Annotated in this window: 16 protein-coding genes and 1 pseudogene; 10 read left to right on the top strand and 7 right to left on the bottom strand. The window is 63.1% G+C overall.

The features are described 5' to 3' along the window. Window positions 1-14 precede the first annotated feature (14 nt). Window positions 15-887 carry an ABC transporter substrate-binding protein gene (locus tag ACVWXC_RS05325; protein ID WP_457391489.1) on the top strand — a complete coding sequence of 291 codons (873 nt, stop codon included), beginning with the start codon at window positions 15-17 and terminating at the stop codon, window positions 885-887. A 54-nt stretch (window positions 888-941) separates the two neighbouring features. Here the strand turns inward: ACVWXC_RS05325 and ACVWXC_RS05320 are convergent, their stop codons facing one another. Beyond that, window positions 942-1,334, bottom strand: coding sequence for a hypothetical protein (locus ACVWXC_RS05320; protein WP_414401376.1), 393 nt, complete (start codon window positions 1,332-1,334; stop codon window positions 942-944). 78 nt (window positions 1,335-1,412) lie between these two features. Between ACVWXC_RS05320 and rppA the strand changes: the two genes are divergently transcribed. The 5 genes from rppA (at window position 1,413) to recF (ending at window position 5,875) form a co-directional block, all read left to right on the top strand. Then, window positions 1,413-2,102 (top strand): two-component system response regulator RppA, encoded by a 690-nt coding sequence (rppA, locus tag ACVWXC_RS05315; protein ID WP_457391486.1) that lies wholly within the window; start codon window positions 1,413-1,415, stop codon window positions 2,100-2,102. Window positions 2,103-2,123: 21 nt separating this feature from the next. Then, window positions 2,124-2,381, top strand: coding sequence for a hypothetical protein (locus ACVWXC_RS05310; RefSeq protein ID WP_011430840.1), 258 nt, complete (start codon window positions 2,124-2,126; stop codon window positions 2,379-2,381). Between the two features lie 223 nt (window positions 2,382-2,604). Next, on the top strand, window positions 2,605-3,846 hold the full coding sequence (locus ACVWXC_RS05305) for a sensor histidine kinase (RefSeq protein WP_457391484.1): 1,242 nt from the start codon (window positions 2,605-2,607) through the stop codon (window positions 3,844-3,846). A gap of 90 nt (window positions 3,847-3,936) precedes the next feature. Next, window positions 3,937-4,629, top strand: a complete 693-nt coding sequence (locus ACVWXC_RS05300) for a DNA-binding protein (protein WP_457391482.1) — start codon at window positions 3,937-3,939, stop codon at window positions 4,627-4,629. 103 nt (window positions 4,630-4,732) lie between these two features. After that, on the top strand, window positions 4,733-5,875 hold the full coding sequence (recF, locus tag ACVWXC_RS05295; RefSeq protein ID WP_011430838.1) for a DNA replication/repair protein RecF: 1,143 nt from the start codon (window positions 4,733-4,735) through the stop codon (window positions 5,873-5,875). Between the two features lie 61 nt (window positions 5,876-5,936). Here recF and ACVWXC_RS05290 read toward each other — a convergent pair whose 3' ends face one another. Further along, window positions 5,937-7,487 carry a YifB family Mg chelatase-like AAA ATPase gene (locus ACVWXC_RS05290; RefSeq protein WP_011430837.1) on the bottom strand — a complete coding sequence of 517 codons (1,551 nt, stop codon included), beginning with the start codon at window positions 7,485-7,487 and terminating at the stop codon, window positions 5,937-5,939. A 208-nt stretch (window positions 7,488-7,695) separates the two neighbouring features. Between ACVWXC_RS05290 and ACVWXC_RS05285 the strand changes: the two genes are divergently transcribed. Next, on the top strand, window positions 7,696-9,570 hold the full coding sequence (locus tag ACVWXC_RS05285) for a gluzincin family metallopeptidase (protein ID WP_011430836.1): 1,875 nt from the start codon (window positions 7,696-7,698) through the stop codon (window positions 9,568-9,570). 121 nt (window positions 9,571-9,691) lie between these two features. Here the strand turns inward: ACVWXC_RS05285 and ACVWXC_RS05280 are convergent, their stop codons facing one another. Continuing rightward, a complete protein-coding gene (locus ACVWXC_RS05280; protein ID WP_457391479.1) occupies window positions 9,692-10,129 on the bottom strand; it encodes a hypothetical protein in 438 nt (145 codons plus the stop codon). Between the two features lie 186 nt (window positions 10,130-10,315). Between ACVWXC_RS05280 and ACVWXC_RS05275 the strand changes: the two genes are divergently transcribed. Beyond that, window positions 10,316-10,843, top strand: coding sequence for an adenine phosphoribosyltransferase (locus tag ACVWXC_RS05275; RefSeq protein WP_414346831.1), 528 nt, complete (start codon window positions 10,316-10,318; stop codon window positions 10,841-10,843). Between the two features lie 12 nt (window positions 10,844-10,855). Here ACVWXC_RS05275 and ACVWXC_RS05270 read toward each other — a convergent pair whose 3' ends face one another. The 3 genes from ACVWXC_RS05270 to glyA are packed head-to-tail and all read right to left on the bottom strand — an operon-like array spanning window position 10,856 to window position 13,934. Further along, window positions 10,856-11,473 (bottom strand): hypothetical protein, encoded by a 618-nt coding sequence (locus ACVWXC_RS05270; protein WP_457391477.1) that lies wholly within the window; start codon window positions 11,471-11,473, stop codon window positions 10,856-10,858. A 7-nt stretch (window positions 11,474-11,480) separates the two neighbouring features. Then, window positions 11,481-12,584 carry a glycosyltransferase family 4 protein gene (locus tag ACVWXC_RS05265; protein WP_240527843.1) on the bottom strand — a complete coding sequence of 368 codons (1,104 nt, stop codon included), beginning with the start codon at window positions 12,582-12,584 and terminating at the stop codon, window positions 11,481-11,483. A gap of 24 nt (window positions 12,585-12,608) precedes the next feature. Beyond that, window positions 12,609-13,934, bottom strand: a complete 1,326-nt coding sequence (gene glyA, locus ACVWXC_RS05260; protein ID WP_457391475.1) for a serine hydroxymethyltransferase — start codon at window positions 13,932-13,934, stop codon at window positions 12,609-12,611. A gap of 233 nt (window positions 13,935-14,167) precedes the next feature. Here glyA and psaM point away from each other — a divergent pair, with 233 nt between their 5' ends. Both psaM and recG read left to right on the top strand, forming a co-directional pair. Then, complete coding sequence (psaM, locus tag ACVWXC_RS05255; RefSeq protein WP_041438450.1) at window positions 14,168-14,260, top strand: photosystem I reaction center subunit XII; 93 nt, start codon at window positions 14,168-14,170, stop codon at window positions 14,258-14,260. 159 nt (window positions 14,261-14,419) lie between these two features. After that, window positions 14,420-16,843, top strand: a complete 2,424-nt coding sequence (recG, locus tag ACVWXC_RS05250) for an ATP-dependent DNA helicase RecG (protein WP_414389654.1) — start codon at window positions 14,420-14,422, stop codon at window positions 16,841-16,843. Between the two features lie 14 nt (window positions 16,844-16,857). On the opposite strand, the pseudogene ACVWXC_RS05245 reads toward recG, so the two are convergent. Then, window positions 16,858-17,430 (bottom strand): annotated as a pseudogene (locus ACVWXC_RS05245) (RNA-guided endonuclease InsQ/TnpB family protein); the annotation flags it as partial. Window positions 17,431-17,523: the final 93 nt, after the last annotated feature.

The following is a 17,523-nucleotide window of genomic DNA, read 5'->3' as shown; positions in this document are numbered from 1 at the left end:
TTTGGAGATCGTCCATGCTGTCTTGTCTTTCTCGCCGTCAACTCCTTGTCTTGGGCCTGGCCAGCCTGGGGGTTTGGGGAATGGGTCGCTTGGCCCGCGCCCAAAGCCAGATCCCGCCAGCTCCGGTTCGGCGAGTGGCCAGCCTCACCACCTTGACAGCCGATATTCTCTATCGCCTGGCTCCGGACAAGCTGGTGGGGATCCCGTCCGGGCGCTTGTTGGAGGCGGATCCCCGCTTTCAGGGCATAACTCGGCTGGGGCTGGGCAACCAACCTAACCTGGAGCAAATCGTGGCCCTGCAACCGGACTGGGTGGTGGGGGCCAGTGGCTTTCACACGGCTTTGGCAGAACGATTGCAGGCATTGGGGATCCCCACCTATCTCACGCAGGTGGACAGTTGGGCTGCCCTGGAAGCAACCATCGCCACTCTGGCTGCTGCCTTGGGGGCGGATCCGGATCCCTTGCTGCGGGAGTACGGATCGCTTTTGCCCCAGGAGCTGCCCCCAGTTCGCCCCAAAACCCTGCTTTTGGTGGGCACCCAGCCGATTCTCTCTCCCAACCGGCAAAGCTGGGCCGGGGATCTGCTGGAGCGCTTTGGCGCCGATAACCTGACGGCTGCCCTACAAAGCCAAGGGCAATTTCGCGGCTATGTCACCCTTGCGGCAGAGCGCATCCTGGAAGCCAACCCCGAGGTTTTGTTGGTGGTCAACCCGGAGGCGGCGGATCCCTTGGCCTTTTTCCGTTCCCGCCCCTTTTGGAATCAACTGCAAGCTGTTCAAACCCAGAGGGTCTATGGATTTGACTACTACGGCTTGGTCAACCCCGGCACCCTGGAGAAGATTAGAGCGGCCTGCGAGCAGTTGGCCCGGATTTTTTCGGAGGGCTGACCCAAGGGAACGCGGGAGATAGCCTTCCTGTTTGAAATATCTTGAAATATCTTTCTAGTCCAAGCTGTAGCGGGTGAGGCGCTGCACCTGGTCGGGGGTGAGGCCCAGCTCTTGGGCAATCTGGGCGGCCACCCGATCCGGATCCAGCTCCGGAAATTCAAATTCCAGCTTGCGCAAATGGGGATTGGTGGTCGTCACCTCCACCTTGGTGTAGCCGCGGCGGCGGCGGATCTCCGCTTGGATGGAGAGAATATCCAGAGTTAGAATGGCCTGCTGCTGGCTGCGAATGGCCAAAGGCTGGACCTGCGGGCGGGGACGGCTCAGCACTTGGCCGGTCACCCATTCTCCGCCCACCCCAAACAGGATCCCGGCCAGGGGCAAGGCCAGCCAGAAGTCGGCCCCCAGGCTGGGCTCACGTGACTGAAGAAGCTTGAACGGGTTGGCCATGGTTTGAGGGATCCGGGAGATGGCTTTTCTCCGCCATCCTAGCCTGGCAGAGTGGGATCGGTGGGTAGCAAGCGGGACATGCGAATTTTGTTGGTGGAAGACGACCTGGAGCAGTTGGAGCCTTTGCAGGCTGCTCTGGCCAAGTGCGGCCATGTGGTGGACTGCGCCAGCGAAGGGGAGACGGCTGCCTGGCTGATGGAGGAGAAAGCCTATGATCTCCTCATCTTGGATTGGATGCTGCCGGGGATCAGCGGGATCCAACTCTGTCAGCAGTACCGCCGCTCGGGGGGATGCGCACCGGTGCTGATGTTAACCGCCAAGGATGCCACGTCGGACATCGTACAGGGGTTGGATGCGGGGGCAGACGACTACCTGGTCAAGCCGGTGGATCTGATAGAGCTGCTGGCACGGGTGCGGGCTCTGGGACGCCGTTCCCCCCAATGGCAAGGCGACAGCCTCAGCCTGGGATCCCTGCACTTGCACTTGGCCAGCCTGACCCTAGAGCGGCAGGGGCGGCAAGTGCAGCTTTCGGGCAAAGAGTTTCAGTTGATGGAGTACCTGATGCGCCACCCCCACCAGGTGCTCAGTCGGGGCCAGATCGAGCAGGCGGTGTGGGAGTGGGGCTGTGAGCCGGAAAGCAATGCCGTGGCGGCGCTGGTGCGGCGGTTGCGGTTACGGTTAAAGGAGGTGGAGGCCCAGGATTGGCTGGAGTCGGTGTACGGCCAGGGGTACCGGCTGCGCATCCCCTCCCCGGAAGCAGACCCATAGAAGCAGTTCCCTAGAGGTGGCATGGAGGCCAAAAGAGCCGGGCCAAAGCATTCTCTCCCGCGGCTGGGCTGGGACTGGGTTTCTCTGAGGCCAACTTTTCAGCAGCACCTGAGCCAGAAGGCCGCGACAAAAGAGGCGGAATTGTTTCAGCACAGCCGCCGTCGCTTGGCCCGCAGCTTTGCCGGGGTCATGGGGGGGATCCTGCTGGTGTTTGCCGCCGTCTTCTACCGCTTGGAAGTGGAGCATGCCTCTAACCCCCAAAACCCTGAACTTTGCTGAATTTACTGAGCTTTAGGCGGTTTGGCAAAAGTCATTGAGAGGGATATAGTAGACCAAGTTTCCCCCTGATCCTTGAGTCCACCGCAACGGTTGCCGGGAAGTGAAGGGGGAAAGCGCTCGGGGGGTATTCCTCAGGGCTTTGCGGGATACCGCCTTCCTGCTCAGAGATAAGCAGGATGCGATCGCTTCTTTCCTGAACCATGTTCAGGAGAGTTCAGCGTGAATGTATCAGAACCAGTTGCAGGCTTTTGACGAGGAGCTGCAGGTTCAGGCCGGGATCATGGCGGCAGCCATTAAGTACGAGCTGCGCCAGGGGCAGTGGCGGTTGGTGTTGAACGAGGTGCCCTTTTTGGGGGGGAAAACCCAACCCCTCGACCATCACTTGGCCTATGTGCGCTGGTTCGATCCTGCTCCCGGCACCGGAAGGGAAAGCTTGGGATCCCTGCGCCAGTACACGGGATCCCGGCCTCCTCTGGAGCTGTTTGACTTGGATGGCCCGCCTCACCATCTCCAACTGGGTTTCCAAACGGTGGAGGGAGAGAGCGGCTTACTGTTGCGCCAGCTCACGCTGCCGGTGCAGCAGGAGGAAAAGCTACTGGGCTACTTGCAACTGGCGGTGCCCCTGGAACCGCTGCAACTTACCCTGGGTCGCTTGCGCTGGGGGTTGGGGATCGGGATCCCGCTGACGCTGGCGTTGATCGGCGGGGCCGGCTGGATCTTGGGGGGGCTGGCGATGCAGCCGATTCGTCGCTCCTACGAGCAGTTGCAACGCTTCACTGCCGATGCTTCCCACGAGTTGCGCGCCCCCCTGGCCGCCCTGATGAGCAATGCTCAAATGGCTCTGCTGGCCCCGGAACAAGTTCAACCTCGCCTGGAAAAGGTGGTGAGCGGTGCCCGCCGCCTCAGCGTGCTGATCGATACCTTGCTGCAGTTGGCCCGCCAGCAGGGATCCCTGCCTTTGGAGGATCTGCCCCTGGTGGACTTGCGGGAGCTGGTGCAGGAGCTGGGCGAACAATACCGGCCCCAAGCGGAGTCCCTGGGGCTGCGCTGGCAATGCGACCTGCCGGGGCCTGCCGGGAAATGGCTGGTGCGGGGGGAGGCGGCCCTGCTGCGGCAGGCGGTGGAAAACCTGCTGCGCAATGTCCTGCAGTACACCCCCGCCGGCGGCACGGTGCAGGTGAGCCTGGAAAGCCGGCCTCCCTGGGTTAGCATCCACGTGAAGGATACAGACATCGGCATCCCTCCTGAGCACCTGCCCCACCTGTGCGAGCGGTTTTACCGGGTGGACACGGCCCGCGCCCGCCATACGGGGGGATTTGGGCTGGGCCTGGCCTTGGCCCACCAGATCGTTACCGCCCATCGGGGATCCCTGCGGGTGGCCAGCCGGGTGGGGGAGGGGTCGGTGTTTACGGTGGAGCTGCCCTTGTCATCTTCACGTCATTTTCTTTCGCCATTCTCAAGATAAGCCGCAAGGGAAAGCCCCCAGAACTCCGCCCAAAGAGCGCGAACGGGCCAACCCCAAACCGGCTTGTCCTGTCGATTGGAGTTTGTAACCATGACGATGCGTGCTTCCTTCACCCGTACCCTCGGCTGTTCCCTACCGATTTTGGTGCTCCTCACTCCCCTGGTGCTGGGATCCCCGGCGCAAGCCCAGCGGGGCCGGCCCTCGGCTCCTGGAACTGCAGCCCCCGTGCCAATGCAGCCGAGTTGGCAGAGCCCGCGGGAGCTGGAGCGAGTCAACCACGACCTGGCCAAAGCGCAGCGGGACCTGGCGGAAGCCAGCTTCTTCGCCCAGCGGGGATCCTCTCCGGAAGCGGCCCGTCTTCTGGAGCTGAGCCGCCAGAGCTTTGCCGAGGCCCAGAAGGCTCTGCAAGGGGGGAATGTCTTTGCCGCCCGCGAGCAGGCCAAGGCGGCGGAAAACCTGGCCAAAGCCGCCAAAGCTCTGTACAAAGCGGAGCTAGGCTTTGGGGGCCCTCCTGGCCGTTCCTTCTTCGAAGCCCCCCTCCGCGCCCAAGAGTCCCTCAGCCGGTTGCAAGCGGAGATGACCTTCGCCAACATCACCTCCGGCCCTGTAGCCGAGCTGCAGCAGCAAGCCCAACAGTTGTTGGGCAGGGTCAATGCCGATCCCGCTAGCTACACCTTCGCCGACTACAGCCGCAGCAAAGCCGCCTTCCACTCGGCCCGCGCCGCCTTGCACCTGTTGGCGGCTGAGCGCCTGAGCGGTCTGGGATCCCTGAGCAGCTTCTGAGTGGGTCTGCTGACCCCGAGGCAGTTGCGTTAGAGTAAAAGCCCCCGCCGCGGGGGCTGTTCTTCTGCCCAGAAATCCAGAGCCAAGAGCGCACGGCTGTCGAGTGTACCTGCGTTTTCTGCACCTGTGGCACTTTCGCAACTACCGGGATCAAAAGATCTCCTTCGAGGCGCCCAAGACCATCCTGGTGGGGGAGAACGCCCAGGGCAAGACCAACCTCTTGGAGGCGGTGGAGCTCTTGGCCACCCTGCGCTCGCGGCGGGCCGGTCGGGATCGGGAGTTGGTGCAGCAGGGGGCAGAGAAGGCCCGGATCGCCGCCACGGTGGAGCGGCTGGGGGTGGCCCACGAGCTGGCGATGGAGCTGCGCAGCCAAGGGGGGCGATCCCTAAGGGTTAACGGCCAGGGGCTACGGCGACAATCGGACTTTTTGGGGCAGGTGAGTGCCGTGGTGTTCTCCAGCCTGGATCTGGAGCTGGTGCGGGGAGCTCCAGAAGCGCGGCGCACCTGGCTGGACGGGGTGTTGCTTCAACTGGAGCCGGCTTACCTGGGCCTGGTGGAGCAGTATCGTCAGATCCTCAAGCAGCGCAATGCCCTCTTGAAGCAGGATCCCTTGGCTGCGGGCGACAAAGTACCTCAGATGGCCTTTTGGGACGCGCAACTGGCCACCCTTGGCAGCCGCATCCTGCGCCGCCGCGCCCGGCTGTTGCAGCGGCTAGAACCCCTGGCCGCCCGCTGGCACCAGGCCATCAGCGGCGGACGGGAGACCCTCAGCCTCACCTACCGCCCGCAGGTGCCCCTGCCGGATCCCCAGGCCGATCCCAAGGTGGTTCAAGCCCAATTTTTGGCCGCGATCCGCGCCAAGGCTGCTGCCGAACAGGCCCTGGGCACCTCTCTGGTTGGCCCCCACCGAGACGAGGTGGAGCTGGGCATCGACGGAGTTGCCGCCCGCGCCTATGGATCCCAGGGGCAGCAGCGCACCTTGGTCTTGGCCCTCAAATTGGCGGAGCTGGAACTGATCGAGCAGGTGAAGGGGGATCCGCCCCTGCTGCTGCTGGACGACGTGCTGGCAGAGCTGGATCTGCACCGCCAAAACCAGCTCTTGGAGGCGATTCAAGAACGGGTGCAGACTTTGGTTACCACCACCCACCTGGGATCCTTCGACGCCGCTTGGCTCCAAGGGGCGCAAATCCTGCAAGTGCACCAGGGGCAGATTGCTCCCTCCCCCGCCTCGCTCCCCTTGGCTTAAAGCAGGCCAATCCCATACCATACTCCCCTCTCCCTCTGGGAGAGGGGCCGGGGGTGAGGGCTCAGGGCCGCCCGCGATCCAGGCTGCGATACTGGATGGCCTCGGCGAGGTGGGTGGGGGCGATGGCCTCGGCACCCTCCAGGTCGGCGATGGTGCGGGCCACCTTGAGGATGCGGTCGCTCCCCCGCGCAGACAGGCCCAGCTTTTGGATGGCGCTCTCCAAGAGTTTGCGACAGGGCTCGGACAGGGCACACCACTGCCGCAGGTGGCGGGGTTGCATCTGGGCGTTGCAGTGGATCCCTGGCTCGTTTTGGAAGCGCTGCCGTTGGCGCTGCCGCGCCTGTTCCACCCGCTGCCGCACCGCTTGGGAAGATTCGCCGCCCTGGAGGCGGACAATTTCTTCTGGCTTGAGGCGGTTGACCCGCACCTGCAAGTCGATGCGATCCAACAGCGGCCCGGAGAGCTTGGACCAGTAGCGCTCCCGCTGCTGCGGCGTACAGGTGCAGGGCTGAACGGGATCTCCATAGAAACCGCAGGGGCAAGGGTTGGTGGAGGCCACCAGGGTGGTTTGGGCGGGAAACTCCAGAGAAACGCGGGCGCGGGAGATGGTGACCTTGCCATCTTCCAAAGGCTGGCGCAGCACCTCCAACACCTCCCGCCGGAATTCCGTCAGTTCATCCAGGTACAGGACACCGTGGTGAGCAAGGGAGATCTCGCCAGGCTTGGGGTAGGGGCCACCACCCACCAGCGCCACCGCCGAAGCCGAGTGGTGGGGAGCCCGAAAGGGCCGCTGCGTAATCAGGGGAGTCTGGCGCCCCAGGTGGAGATTTTGCCGCAACAGGCCGGCTGCCGAGTAGATGCGGGTAATTTCCAACATCTCTTCCCACTGCAGCCGCGGCAAAATGCCGGGCAGACGACGCGCCAGCATGGTCTTGCCCGCTCCCGGGCTGCCCACCAGCAACAGGTTGTGGCCGCCGGCCGCCGCGATCTCCAGGGCCCGTCGGGCGTGCTCTTGCCCCTTGACATCGGCCAAATCCAGCAGGGGTTCCGTTTCGGTGGGCAGCATCTGCTCCCGCTGGATCCGCACCGGCTCAACTCCCTGGGGGTTTTGCAGCCAGCTCACCACTGCCGCCAAAGAGGGCAGCCCATACACCTGGATCCCTTGCACCAGCGCCCCTTCCGGGCCGTTTTCTCGGGGCACCACCAGGCGGCGGATCCCCATCTCGGCGGCGCTGGCGGCGATGGGCAAAACTCCCGCCACAGGACGCAGGGTGCCATCCAGGGCCAATTCCCCCAGCAGCAGGGTGTTGGCCAGCGCTTCCCGCTCAACTACTCCTGCGGCTGCCAGGATGCCGATGGCAATGGGCAGATCGAAGCTGGGGCCCTCTTTGCGCAGATCGGCGGGGGCCAAGTTGACGATGATCCGCCGCTGGGGCAGGGCAAAGCCGGAGTTCTTGATGGCCGCCCGTACCCGCTCTTTGGCCTCCTGAACGGCTGTATCGGGCAGCCCCACCAGGGTAATCTGGGGCAAGCCACCGCCCACATCCACCTCTACCGTGACCCCCACGGCCTTGAGTCCCACCAGGGCAGCAGCAGTGACCTGAGCAAACACTCCAGTTGCCTCCCCGAGGAAAGTCTTTAGCTTAATCCTGGCAGAAGTTTTGGCCTCTGCCCTGGCCAGGGATCCCTGCGCTCTGGCTGCAGGGGCTTGGGGAGAATGTCACAATCGTTTCAGGCTTTCCCTGCCCCTCAAAAGGGGGCACTCCCCTCAGCCGACAAGGCAATGGAGGGAGGGCCCTCATCGCTAGGAGGCTATCCCAGTGGTCTTTCCTACTTCCGACCCTCCCTTTGACCATTTTTCTGGCCCCGGGGAAGAGCCCATCCCAGCGTGGGATGAGCTGGAAGAGCAGGTACAGCAGTTTGCCCGCTGCTACCGAGGGCAAGTGGCCCAGCTCAGCCCACCAGAGCTGGGAAAGGCGCTGCAAGTCTTGTTGCAGCTAACACAAGCCCTGGCAGCTCACCTTGCAGAGGGCAGGGAAGGGATCCCGGCTACCCCTGTTCAGGCCCCAAGCTGGCGGGATCTGGAACGGGCTATCTCCCTGCAAAGCCACTTGCTCTTTTTCCCCCTGGAGCTGCAGTCCCTGTTGGCTGTCTCTCCCGACGAGCCTGCCGCCGAGTTGCCGCCCGAGCCAGAGGAGCGGCGCTTGGATCTTTTGGCTGCTGCCTGTGCCGATCCAGGGCTGCGCCCCTTTCGCCAGTTTCTGTGTGGCCTCCTCCAGCAGCGAGGTCACCAGCAGGCGGAGCCTCTGGAACGTCTACTCCACCAGCAGCGCCTGGCCGGACGCTTGGCCTGGCGGCAGTTGTGGCAAGTCACCCTTAGCTCCCCCGCTCTCCCCCAACAGCAGTCGACTGAAACCCTTGCCCACCTGCAGAGCCTGCAAACCCACCCCAGCGCTGAGATCCGCTGGGCGGCCTACCAGCGGTTGGGCCAACACCTAGAAGCCCATGCAGAGCTAGGGGGATTTATTCTCAGCGTCCTCATCCGCGACCACCTCTGGGAAGCCCAGTGGCGGGGCTACGATTCTGCCGCCGAGCTTTACCTGGCTCGCCATGGCCTCGGCCAGCCCTTTTGGGAGCAGCTGCTGGACGGGATCCGCGATCGCTTCGACCTGTTCCAGCGCTACTACCGCCTAAAAAGCCGCGCCCTGGGCCGTTCCATCCGTACCTGCGACCTCTATGCGCCCTGGGGGGATCCGGCTCCTCCCCTCACCGCCGCCGAGGCTACCTCCCTGGTCTGGGCGGCCCTGCAAGAGTTCTGCCCCGACTGTGCAGCCCAGGCCAAACCCTGGTTACCGGAAATCCGCTCCAACTTGGAAGCACCCGCCGGCAAGCCAGAGACGCCATCGTTAGGGGGTGAACCCCTCGCCTTGCTGCTGCAAGCCCTTGAAGCCCTCAGCCGGCGGCTCCGGCCTGAGGGGCCTCGGGTTTGGCTGGATCTGGAGGAGCTGCAAGGAACTATCCAGCCCTCCTGGGAAATTCGGGTGCACACCGCGTTTTTACAGCAGATGCTGCTCGACTACCTGCTGGAGGGGGCGCGGGGCACGCCGGCGCCACCTCGTCTCCGCGATCGGGGAAGCGGGCCGGAGGCCTTGCGCTCCGGCAGCCTTACCTTGGCCCAGGCCCTGTTGATTCACCACCTGGAGGCGCAGTTGCAAGCCGTGTTCTACCAGAGCTTGATTGCGCGGCTGGAGCTGCTCCTCTACCGGTCGGAGATCTCGCAAGGCGACACCGCTCCACTGGCCCCATCCGAGGCTGGCCCTACCTACTGGGTCGGCGAAGAGTGGCTGAAGCTGAGCCAGGAGCTGTGCGGCGATGCGGTGGAGCTGTTGCCGGAAGAGCAGTTCCGCTGGGTGGGGATGCCGGAGCTGTTTCTGCGCCCCTTCAGCGCCCCTCAGGTCAGCCTGGCCAGCCTGGTTGCCCTGGCCTGTTACCGCCAGTATCATCTGTCTCCGCGGACCTTTTTGCCCAGCTACCTGAATTGGCTGGCCAGCCCGCCCGGATCCCTAAGCTGGGCAGAATCGGCCCAGCTGCTCCAGGTGGAGCTAAGCGACCCAGAGGCAGTGTTGCAGGGGTTGGAGGAACTGGAGCATTGGATCGAGGTGCTGGAAGAGCTGCTGGAAGAGGATCAAAACTAGGGGACTGCGGCCAGCTGACCTTTGGCGTAGCGAGAAGGAGACAGCCGCGCCATCAACTGCCACGGCCGCAAGCGCGGCTCCGTCACTGAGGTGCTGGTCTTGTCAAAATAGCTGGCCCTGGCTACTCAATCACCACATTCTTGGGCGCGCCGTTCACCTCGGGGCGCCCCTGGTTGAAATTGGCCAAAAAGGTATCCGGATCCTTGAGGCTGAAGACCAGCTTTTTGCAGGGTACTTGCAGCCCCAGCGGCCCCAGCAGAGGGATGAAGAGGGTCTTTTCCTGCAGCAGCGGAATGGCAACCACCCCCTGGGTGCTGGTTACCGCGCCCACCAACCCCTGGAAATCGGTGCGCACACCCAGGCCGTAGAACCAGGGCCAAGAGAAGCGCTCCCCGCGTCCCAGCTCGCCTAGAGAAAAGGTTTCGTTGAACAAGTTGCCCGCCCGCACTACTAGCTTGTCCTGGAGCAGGTCAACGTAGGCCGACTCACTGCCTACCCCAAACAGCGCCAGGGGCAAACTTGCCAGGGGGTTGGAGTCAATGGCCATGTAATAGCGCATGGGAAATCTCCAAGGTCAGGAACAAAAAGAATGAGCCGCGGCCCCTAGCCTTGCAATTATAATCTCCGGCCTTGCCAGCTTGGCCAAAAGGAAACCCGTTCGCTAAGGCCCTGAGCGGCTATGATGGGTTGCTGGGAGCGGCCTTCTACACCCTTTGAGCTGGCCACTGCTGAGCCAGGAGAACTCATGGATCTGCGCCCCCTTGTCCGCCTAGTGCCCGATTTTCCCAAGCCCGGGATCCTCTTTCGCGACATAACCCCCTTGCTGCAGAATCCAGCGGGCTTTCGGGCCGCTATCGAACAGTTGGCCGCCGGCACTGCCACCATGGGATCCCTAGATTACGTGGTGGGCATTGAGTCGCGGGGGTTTATTTTGGGGGCTGCCTTGGCCCAACACCTGGGTTTGGGGTTTGTCCCCGTTCGCAAGCGCGGCAAACTGCCGCCGCCAGTGCTCAGCCAAACCTACACGCTGGAGTATGGCCAAGACGAGCTCCAACTACAAGCCCACGCCCTGCGCCCTGGCAATCGGGTGGTGATTGTCGATGACGTCTTGGCAACTGGCGGTACCGCCGCCGCCACGGCTGAACTGGTGGCTCAGAGTGGCGCCCAGGTAGGCGGGTTTGCTTTTCTAATCGAGCTAGCTTTCTTGTCGGGCCGCAAGCTTCTTCCTCCACAAATCCCAACCCACGTGCTGATGGTGGAAGACTCCAACTGAGGGATTTGCCCCTCACCGCAGGCGTAGCGGCTGGCGGACGGCTACTTCTGTTGCCTTAGCTTTGGGCAGAGGTTGAGTCAAGGGGCTGAGCTGAGCCTGGGCCTGCAGTTGTTCCTCAATCCAGTCGGCCAGCTCCAGCATGTAGAGGGCCACGTGGGGGGCGTAGTCGCGCCGCAGCGGCTCTACCCCTTTTTCGGCCAGGCGGGCCAGGATGACCGGATCGCTTAGCTCTTCGAGAGCGGCAAAGTCTTCTGGCTGGTCAAACCCCAGCTCTGCCATCTTTTCAAACACATATCCCAGCCGTAGGCCCGTAGCCTCGCAGTGGGAAGGATCCCTCGCGACATAGGCAGCGGTGCGGTAGGCCGTTTGGGCAATGGAGCGCCAGGTGCCGCGGTGGATGTGCAGGCTAAGCTGCTGCTGATTCCAGCCCAGGGCTTCTCGCACCAGCAGGCCGCAATTGCAGCGGGTACTATCCCGCCAGCAGTACTCGCGATCCCAAAAGCCCCAGTGCTGGGCCTGCAAGCGATCGGCGGTGCGGCGCAAAAGGGCCGCCAGCTCCGGTGTAGGACGCATCATCAAGGCGGCAGAGGAGATCCCTTCCAGTCTAGGCAGGCGGGCGGCTGGGAACAACCCAGGCTTAATCCTTTTTTGAATTAACTGAATCTGTTGCTTGAACCTGGGTATCTTCAGCAGCCAAAGACCGTTGCCGCTGACGGTGGCGTTGCCAGGCCCCCCAGCTTACTCCCGCCAACAGCAGCGAGGCCCCGCCCAGATAGGTACCCCCTGCCGGCAGGCCGGCCAGGGCCAAGGCCAGGGATCCCCCCCAGAGGGTCATGGCGTAGATCAAGAGTACTGAATGCCGCTGCGACAGGCCGGCTTTGAGCAGGCGATGGTGCAAGTGGCCCTTGTCGGGATGAAAGGGGGACTTGCCTCTAGCCAGCCGCTTGAGGATCACGGCAGACATATCCAAAATCGGCACGGCCAGGATAAAAAACGGCAGGGCCACCGCCAGCGTGGTTACCCCCTTGGCCACCCCAATGACCCCGATCCCGGCCAGGGTAAAGCCCAGAAAGTAGGCTCCCCCATCTCCCATGAAGATCTGGGCCGGGTTGAAGTTGTAGCGCAAAAAGCCCAGGCAGGCCCCGGCCAAGGCTGCCGCCAGCATGGCCGCCGCCGGCCGATCCAGGAGCAGCGTTACCATCAGCATCACGACTGCTGCGATCCCCGACACGCCTGCCGCCAAGCCATCCAGGCCGTCCATGAAGTTGATGGCGTTGGCCATCCCCACCAGCCACAGCAGGGTAACCAGCAGGCTCAGCCATACCGGAAAGGGCCAGATGCCGATCCCCGGTAGGTTAATGAACTCGATGCGCACCCCCACTCCCCAGGCGGCGGCAGCCACCCCAAACTGCATCGCCAGGCGGGAAAAGGGCGACAACTGGAACAGATCGTCGGCCAGGCCGATCAAAAAAAACAAAACGCCGCCAATGGTTACCCCCCAGATCTCGTACTCCTGCTCGGTGCGCAAGCCGGCGAAGGCTCCGGCTCCCCAGAGCAAGAGTAGTGCCACCAGGTTGCCAAAAAAGATAGAGACCCCCCCTAGGCGCACCATCGGCTGCCGGTGGATCTTGCGCTCATCGGGAAAATCCAACTGGCCGCTGCGGATCCCGACCGCCTTCACCACCGGGGTTGCCCAGAGAACCACACAGGCAGCAGCCAAAAAGGCAACCAAGTAAGGCATGGCAAGCCGTAGCGAGGAGGGGGGTTATCCCAAGTGGGGGTAGAGCGGAAAACGGCGGCAGAGCTCGGCCACTCGCCGGCGACAGGCTTCGAGCACACCCGGATCCCCTGGCTGGAACAGACAGTCAGCGATAATTTCCCCAATTTCCTCAAATTCTGCCGGCCCCAGGCTGCGGGTGGTCAAGGCCGGGGATCCCAGGCGCAGGCCGCTGGCCACAGAGGGCGGCTGCGGGTCAAAGGGGATGGTGTTTTTGTTGGCAGTAATGTGGATCTCTTCCATCAGGCGATCCGCCCGCTTGCCTGTCATCACTGGATCAGCAGCCCCGTTTTTCTCCAGCACTGCCGAGACCGAGCGCAGATCCAGCAACACCAGGTGGTTGTCGGTGCCCCCTGAAACCAGCCGGATGCCCCGCCGCTGCAGCGTTGCCGCCAGCGCCTGGGCATTGGCAATGACCTGGGCTGAGTACTGGGCAAAGCTGGGCTGCAGCGCTTCCCCAAAGGCCACCGCCTTGCCGGCAATGACATGCTCTAGCGGCCCACCCTGGCTGCCGGGGAACACCGCCTTGTCCAGCTTTTTGCCCAATTCCGGGTCGCGGGTGAGGATCAGCCCGCCGCGTGGCCCCCGGAGCGTCTTGTGGGTGGTGGTGGTGACCACATCGCAGATAGGTACCGGGTTGGGGTGGTGGCCGGTGGCCACCAGGCCGGCAATGTGGGCGATATCGGCCATTAGATAGGCCCCCACCTCGTCGGCAATGGCGCGGAAAGCGGCAAAGTCAATGATCCGCGGATAGGCCGAGTAGCCGCAGATAATGAGCTTAGGCCGGTGCTGCCGGGCCAGATCCCGCACCTGGTCGAAGTCAATCCGCTCCGTCTGGGGATCCACACCATAGTGCACCACGCGGAACCACTTGCCGGAGACGTTCACTGGCGAGCCGTGGGTGAGGTGGCCGCCGTGGGCTAGATCCATGCCCATGATCGTGTCTCCCGGCTGCAGCAGGGCCAGGAAAACGGCAAAATTGGCCTGGGCGCCGGAGTGGGGCTGCACGTTGGCGTGGGCCGCTCCAAAGAGTTGCTTGGCGCGGTCGATGGCCAGTTGTTCGATCTCGTCGATAAACTCGCAGCCGCCGTAGTAGCGCTTGCCGGGCAGCCCCTCTGCATACTTGTTGGTCAGCACCGAGCCCTGGGCGGCCAGGACAGCCGGCGAGGTGAAGTTCTCGCTGGCAATCATCTCCAGGTGATCCCGCTGCCGGTTCAGCTCCTGCTGGATGAGGCGGTAGACGACGGGATCCGTTTCCGCCAAAATGGCCAGGTTGTCCCGGGGAGTGGTCAAGCTTTGCGGAGCGGCTACCATGGTGACGCCAAGAGCGAACGTTGCAAAGAAAAAGATCCAGAATTGCCCCGCTGTCGCGACAGCGTTGCGGAGCAACATCGTAACACGATTGGGGCCGGGCTGGGGGATCCCGCAGCGGCCAAACCCAGAGCCAAAGGCCGCTTTGTAAAGAATATTTTTAGGCCCCAGGTCTGGTCACCAGCCGGGGTAAAGTGAGGAGCAGGTTCACAGCACTGGGTTTTAGGGAGTTGGCTATGACCGACGCGCAAGTTTTCACCATCCTGGCCATTGCCCTGGTGCCGGCCGTGATGGCCGCGCTCCTGGGATCCGCCTTGGCCCGCAGCTAGTTTCCATCTGGAATAAGGTTGCTCTGGATCCCTGGGCCTGTCCTACAGAGCAGGCCCTTTTGAGTTGAGGCGCAGAGGCCGCGCCTGGGGCTCTTTGCCATTGGCTAAAGTTGGATTAGAGAGACTACCGGCAGCCGACCCAGAAGCAACTTGAGCCAGGTGGATCTACAGCGGCTTCAGCGCGCCCTTTCTCTAGAGGCGGAGTTGGGATTTACCGACCTGCGGGGGCGAGAGCAGACCTTCTCCCAGTTTTTGCAGAGCGTGTTTGGCCAGGATCCCCCTGCGGGTTGGACGCTGGATGGAGAGGAGCGACGGCGGTGGAAAGAACTGGGATCCCGCTATCGCCTCTACCCCCAGTTGGAGCTGGCGGAGCGGCAGCACCTGGTGGCGGAAACCCGCCGCTGGCTGGATCGGCTGCGTCGTCAGCAAGAGCAAGCCCAATCTGGCCCACCCAGCCCTGCTTTGCCCCCGCCCAAGGGCCTCAGCTTGGAGCAGCCGCTGCAATTTCTCAAGGGCATTGGCCCCAAGTCGGCGGAGAAGCTGGCACAACTGGGCCTGCACACTGTGCGCGATGCCCTCTACTACTTCCCACGGGATCACCTGGACTATTCCCGCCGGGTGCTCATCCGCCAGGCCAAGGTGGGGGAGACCGTTACCCTGGTGGGGACGGTGAAAAGCTGCAGTTGCTTTACCAGCCCCAAAAACCCCTTGCTGACCATCTTGAACCTCAAGATTGCCGACAAAAGTGGCATAGTCACCCTCAGCCGCTTCTACAGCGGGCGGCAATTTGCCCAGCGCAGTTGGCAGGCGGCCCTGGAGCGGCAGTACCCCAAGGGGGCAGTGGTGGCGGCCAGCGGCCTGGTGAAAAAGGGCCGCTTGGGCCTGACGCTGGACAACCCGCAACTGGAGGTGCTGGGGGGAGAGGGCGAGGATCCGGAGAGATTGGGCAAGATTCTACCCGTTTACCCCCTTTCAGAAGGGATCCCCGCCGATCTGGTGCGCAAGGCCGTCCAGCTCGCCCTGCCGGCAGCTGCCTTGGTGGAGGATCCCTTGCCGGAGCCCCTGAAGCGGCAGTTGCAGCTGTTGGACTTGCCCCTTGCCCTGCAGCAGATCCACTTTCCCAAGACGCAAGAGCTGCTGGCCCAGGCCCGGCGGCGGCTGGTGTTCGATGAGTTCTTCTACCTGCAACTTAGCCTCTTGCAGCGGCGGCAGCGCTACCGCGCCCGGGCCCAAGCTGTCCCCCGCTACCAGCCGGCCAGAGGAGAGCTCTTGGACCGCTTCTACCAAATCCTGCCCTTCCAGCTGACCGCTGCCCAGCAGCGGGCCATTGACGAGATCCTGGCGGATCTGCGGGATCCCTTGCCCATGAACCGCCTGCTGCAGGGGGATGTGGGATCCGGCAAAACTGTGGTGGCGGTGGCGGCCTTGCTGGCGGCGATTCAATCCGGCTGGCAGGCGGCCCTCATGGCCCCCACCGAGGTCTTGGCCGAGCAGCACTACCGCAAGCTGGTGGAGTGGCTGAGCCAACTGCAAGTGCCCGTTGAACTCTTGACCGGCTCCACCCCCCCCGCCAAGCGGCGCGAGATCCTGCGGCAGTTGCAGACCGGGGAGCTGCCCCTAGTTGTTGGTACCCATGCCCTCATCCAGCCGGCGGTGCAGTTTCGCAACCTGGGCTTGGTGGTTATCGACGAGCAGCACCGCTTTGGCGTCGAACAGCGGGCTGCCCTGCAACAAAAAGGGGATCACCCCGATGTCCTGACCATGACGGCCACCCCCATCCCCCGCACCCTTACCCTGGCCCTGCACGGGGATCTGGATGTTACCCAAATTGACGAGTTGCCCCCGGGGCGCAAGCCGGTGCATACGGTGGTGGCTCGACCCGGGGATCGCCTGCAGGTGGTGCGGCTGATGGAGCGGGAAATTGCCCAGGGACGGCAGGCCTACGTGGTGCTGCCCCTGATTGAGGAGTCTGAGAAGCTGGATCTCAAGTCCGCCATTGAAGAGCACCAGCGCCTGCAGGAGAAGGTCTTCCCCCAGTTCCGGGTGGGCCTGCTGCACGGGCGCCTAACTAGCAGCGAGAAAGAGGCTGTCATCGAAGCCTTTCGCCGGCGGGAGCTGGATATCCTCGTCTCCACCACAGTGGTGGAAGTAGGGGTGGATGTGCCCAACGCCTCGGTGATGCTGGTGGAGCATGCCGAGCGCTTTGGCCTCTCCCAGCTCCACCAACTGCGGGGGCGGGTGGGGCGGGGATCCGACCAGGCCTACTGCATTCTAATGACGGGATCCCAAAGCGAAGAGGCCCTGCGCCGGCTAAAAGTCCTGGAGCAGTCCCACGATGGCTTTTTCATTGCCGAGATGGACCTGCGCTTCCGCGGCCCTGGGGAGGTGATGGGCACCCGCCAGTCGGGGCTGCCCGACTTTGCCCTGGCCAGCCTCATGGACGACCAAGAGGTGCTGCAGTTGGCCCGCCAGGCGGCCGAGCAGCTCATTGCCCAAGACCCGGAGCTGCAGCAGTGGCCCCGCCTGCGCCGCATACTGGAAGAACGCCAGGCCCGCCTGTTGGGGCCGGCTTTGTTGACGTGACATACTCCCGTCCCTCACCCTAAAGCGCTCCGCGCCGCTGACGCGAACGGGTAGAGGGCGGGCTTCTCGGTGACTCCTGCTACCGCATAGGACGTTTTCCGAGCTTTAAGAACAGGATGCCCCACCGCTCTGGATTTGATTACCCTTGCCGAGTTGTGGTCCCGTGACAGCCTTAGCCCACAGTAGGGGCAATCGTGCCACCTTTCGTGGAGTTTTTTGGGAACCACCTGACCACACCCGGAACACTCTTGACTTGTGCCGTTTGGATTCACTGCAATCGTTAACAGCCCAGCTCTTTCAGCCTTGACCTTAAGGATTTGCAGGAATTGTCCCCACCCGGCATCATAAATAGACTTGGCTAGTCTGGTTCTAGCCAGACCCCCAATAGTAAGCGCCTCATGAGCAATGTGCTTCCCCCTACTTAACAACTCCTTTGCCGTCTTGTAGTGAAAATCTTTGCGCTGGTTGGCTACCTTCTGGTGCGCTTTGGACAACCTCTTTACCGCTTTCTTGTAGCGGTTTGACCCTTTCTTTTTCCGGGATACGGCCCTTTGCAACCGCCTCAGCTTCTTCTCCGTCCGGCGATACAGCCTGTTAAGGGCTCAAGGGGTACAATAGCAGCACTTAGCAAACCAACTTCGGAAGGAGGATGGATTGATCAGTAGTAAAGAAGTCTTCAC

The organism is Thermostichus sp. OS-CIW-20 (assembly GCF_054061455.1).
The sequence above is the reverse complement of the archived record's forward strand: the minus strand, read 5'-3'. Positions and strand labels throughout refer to the sequence as shown.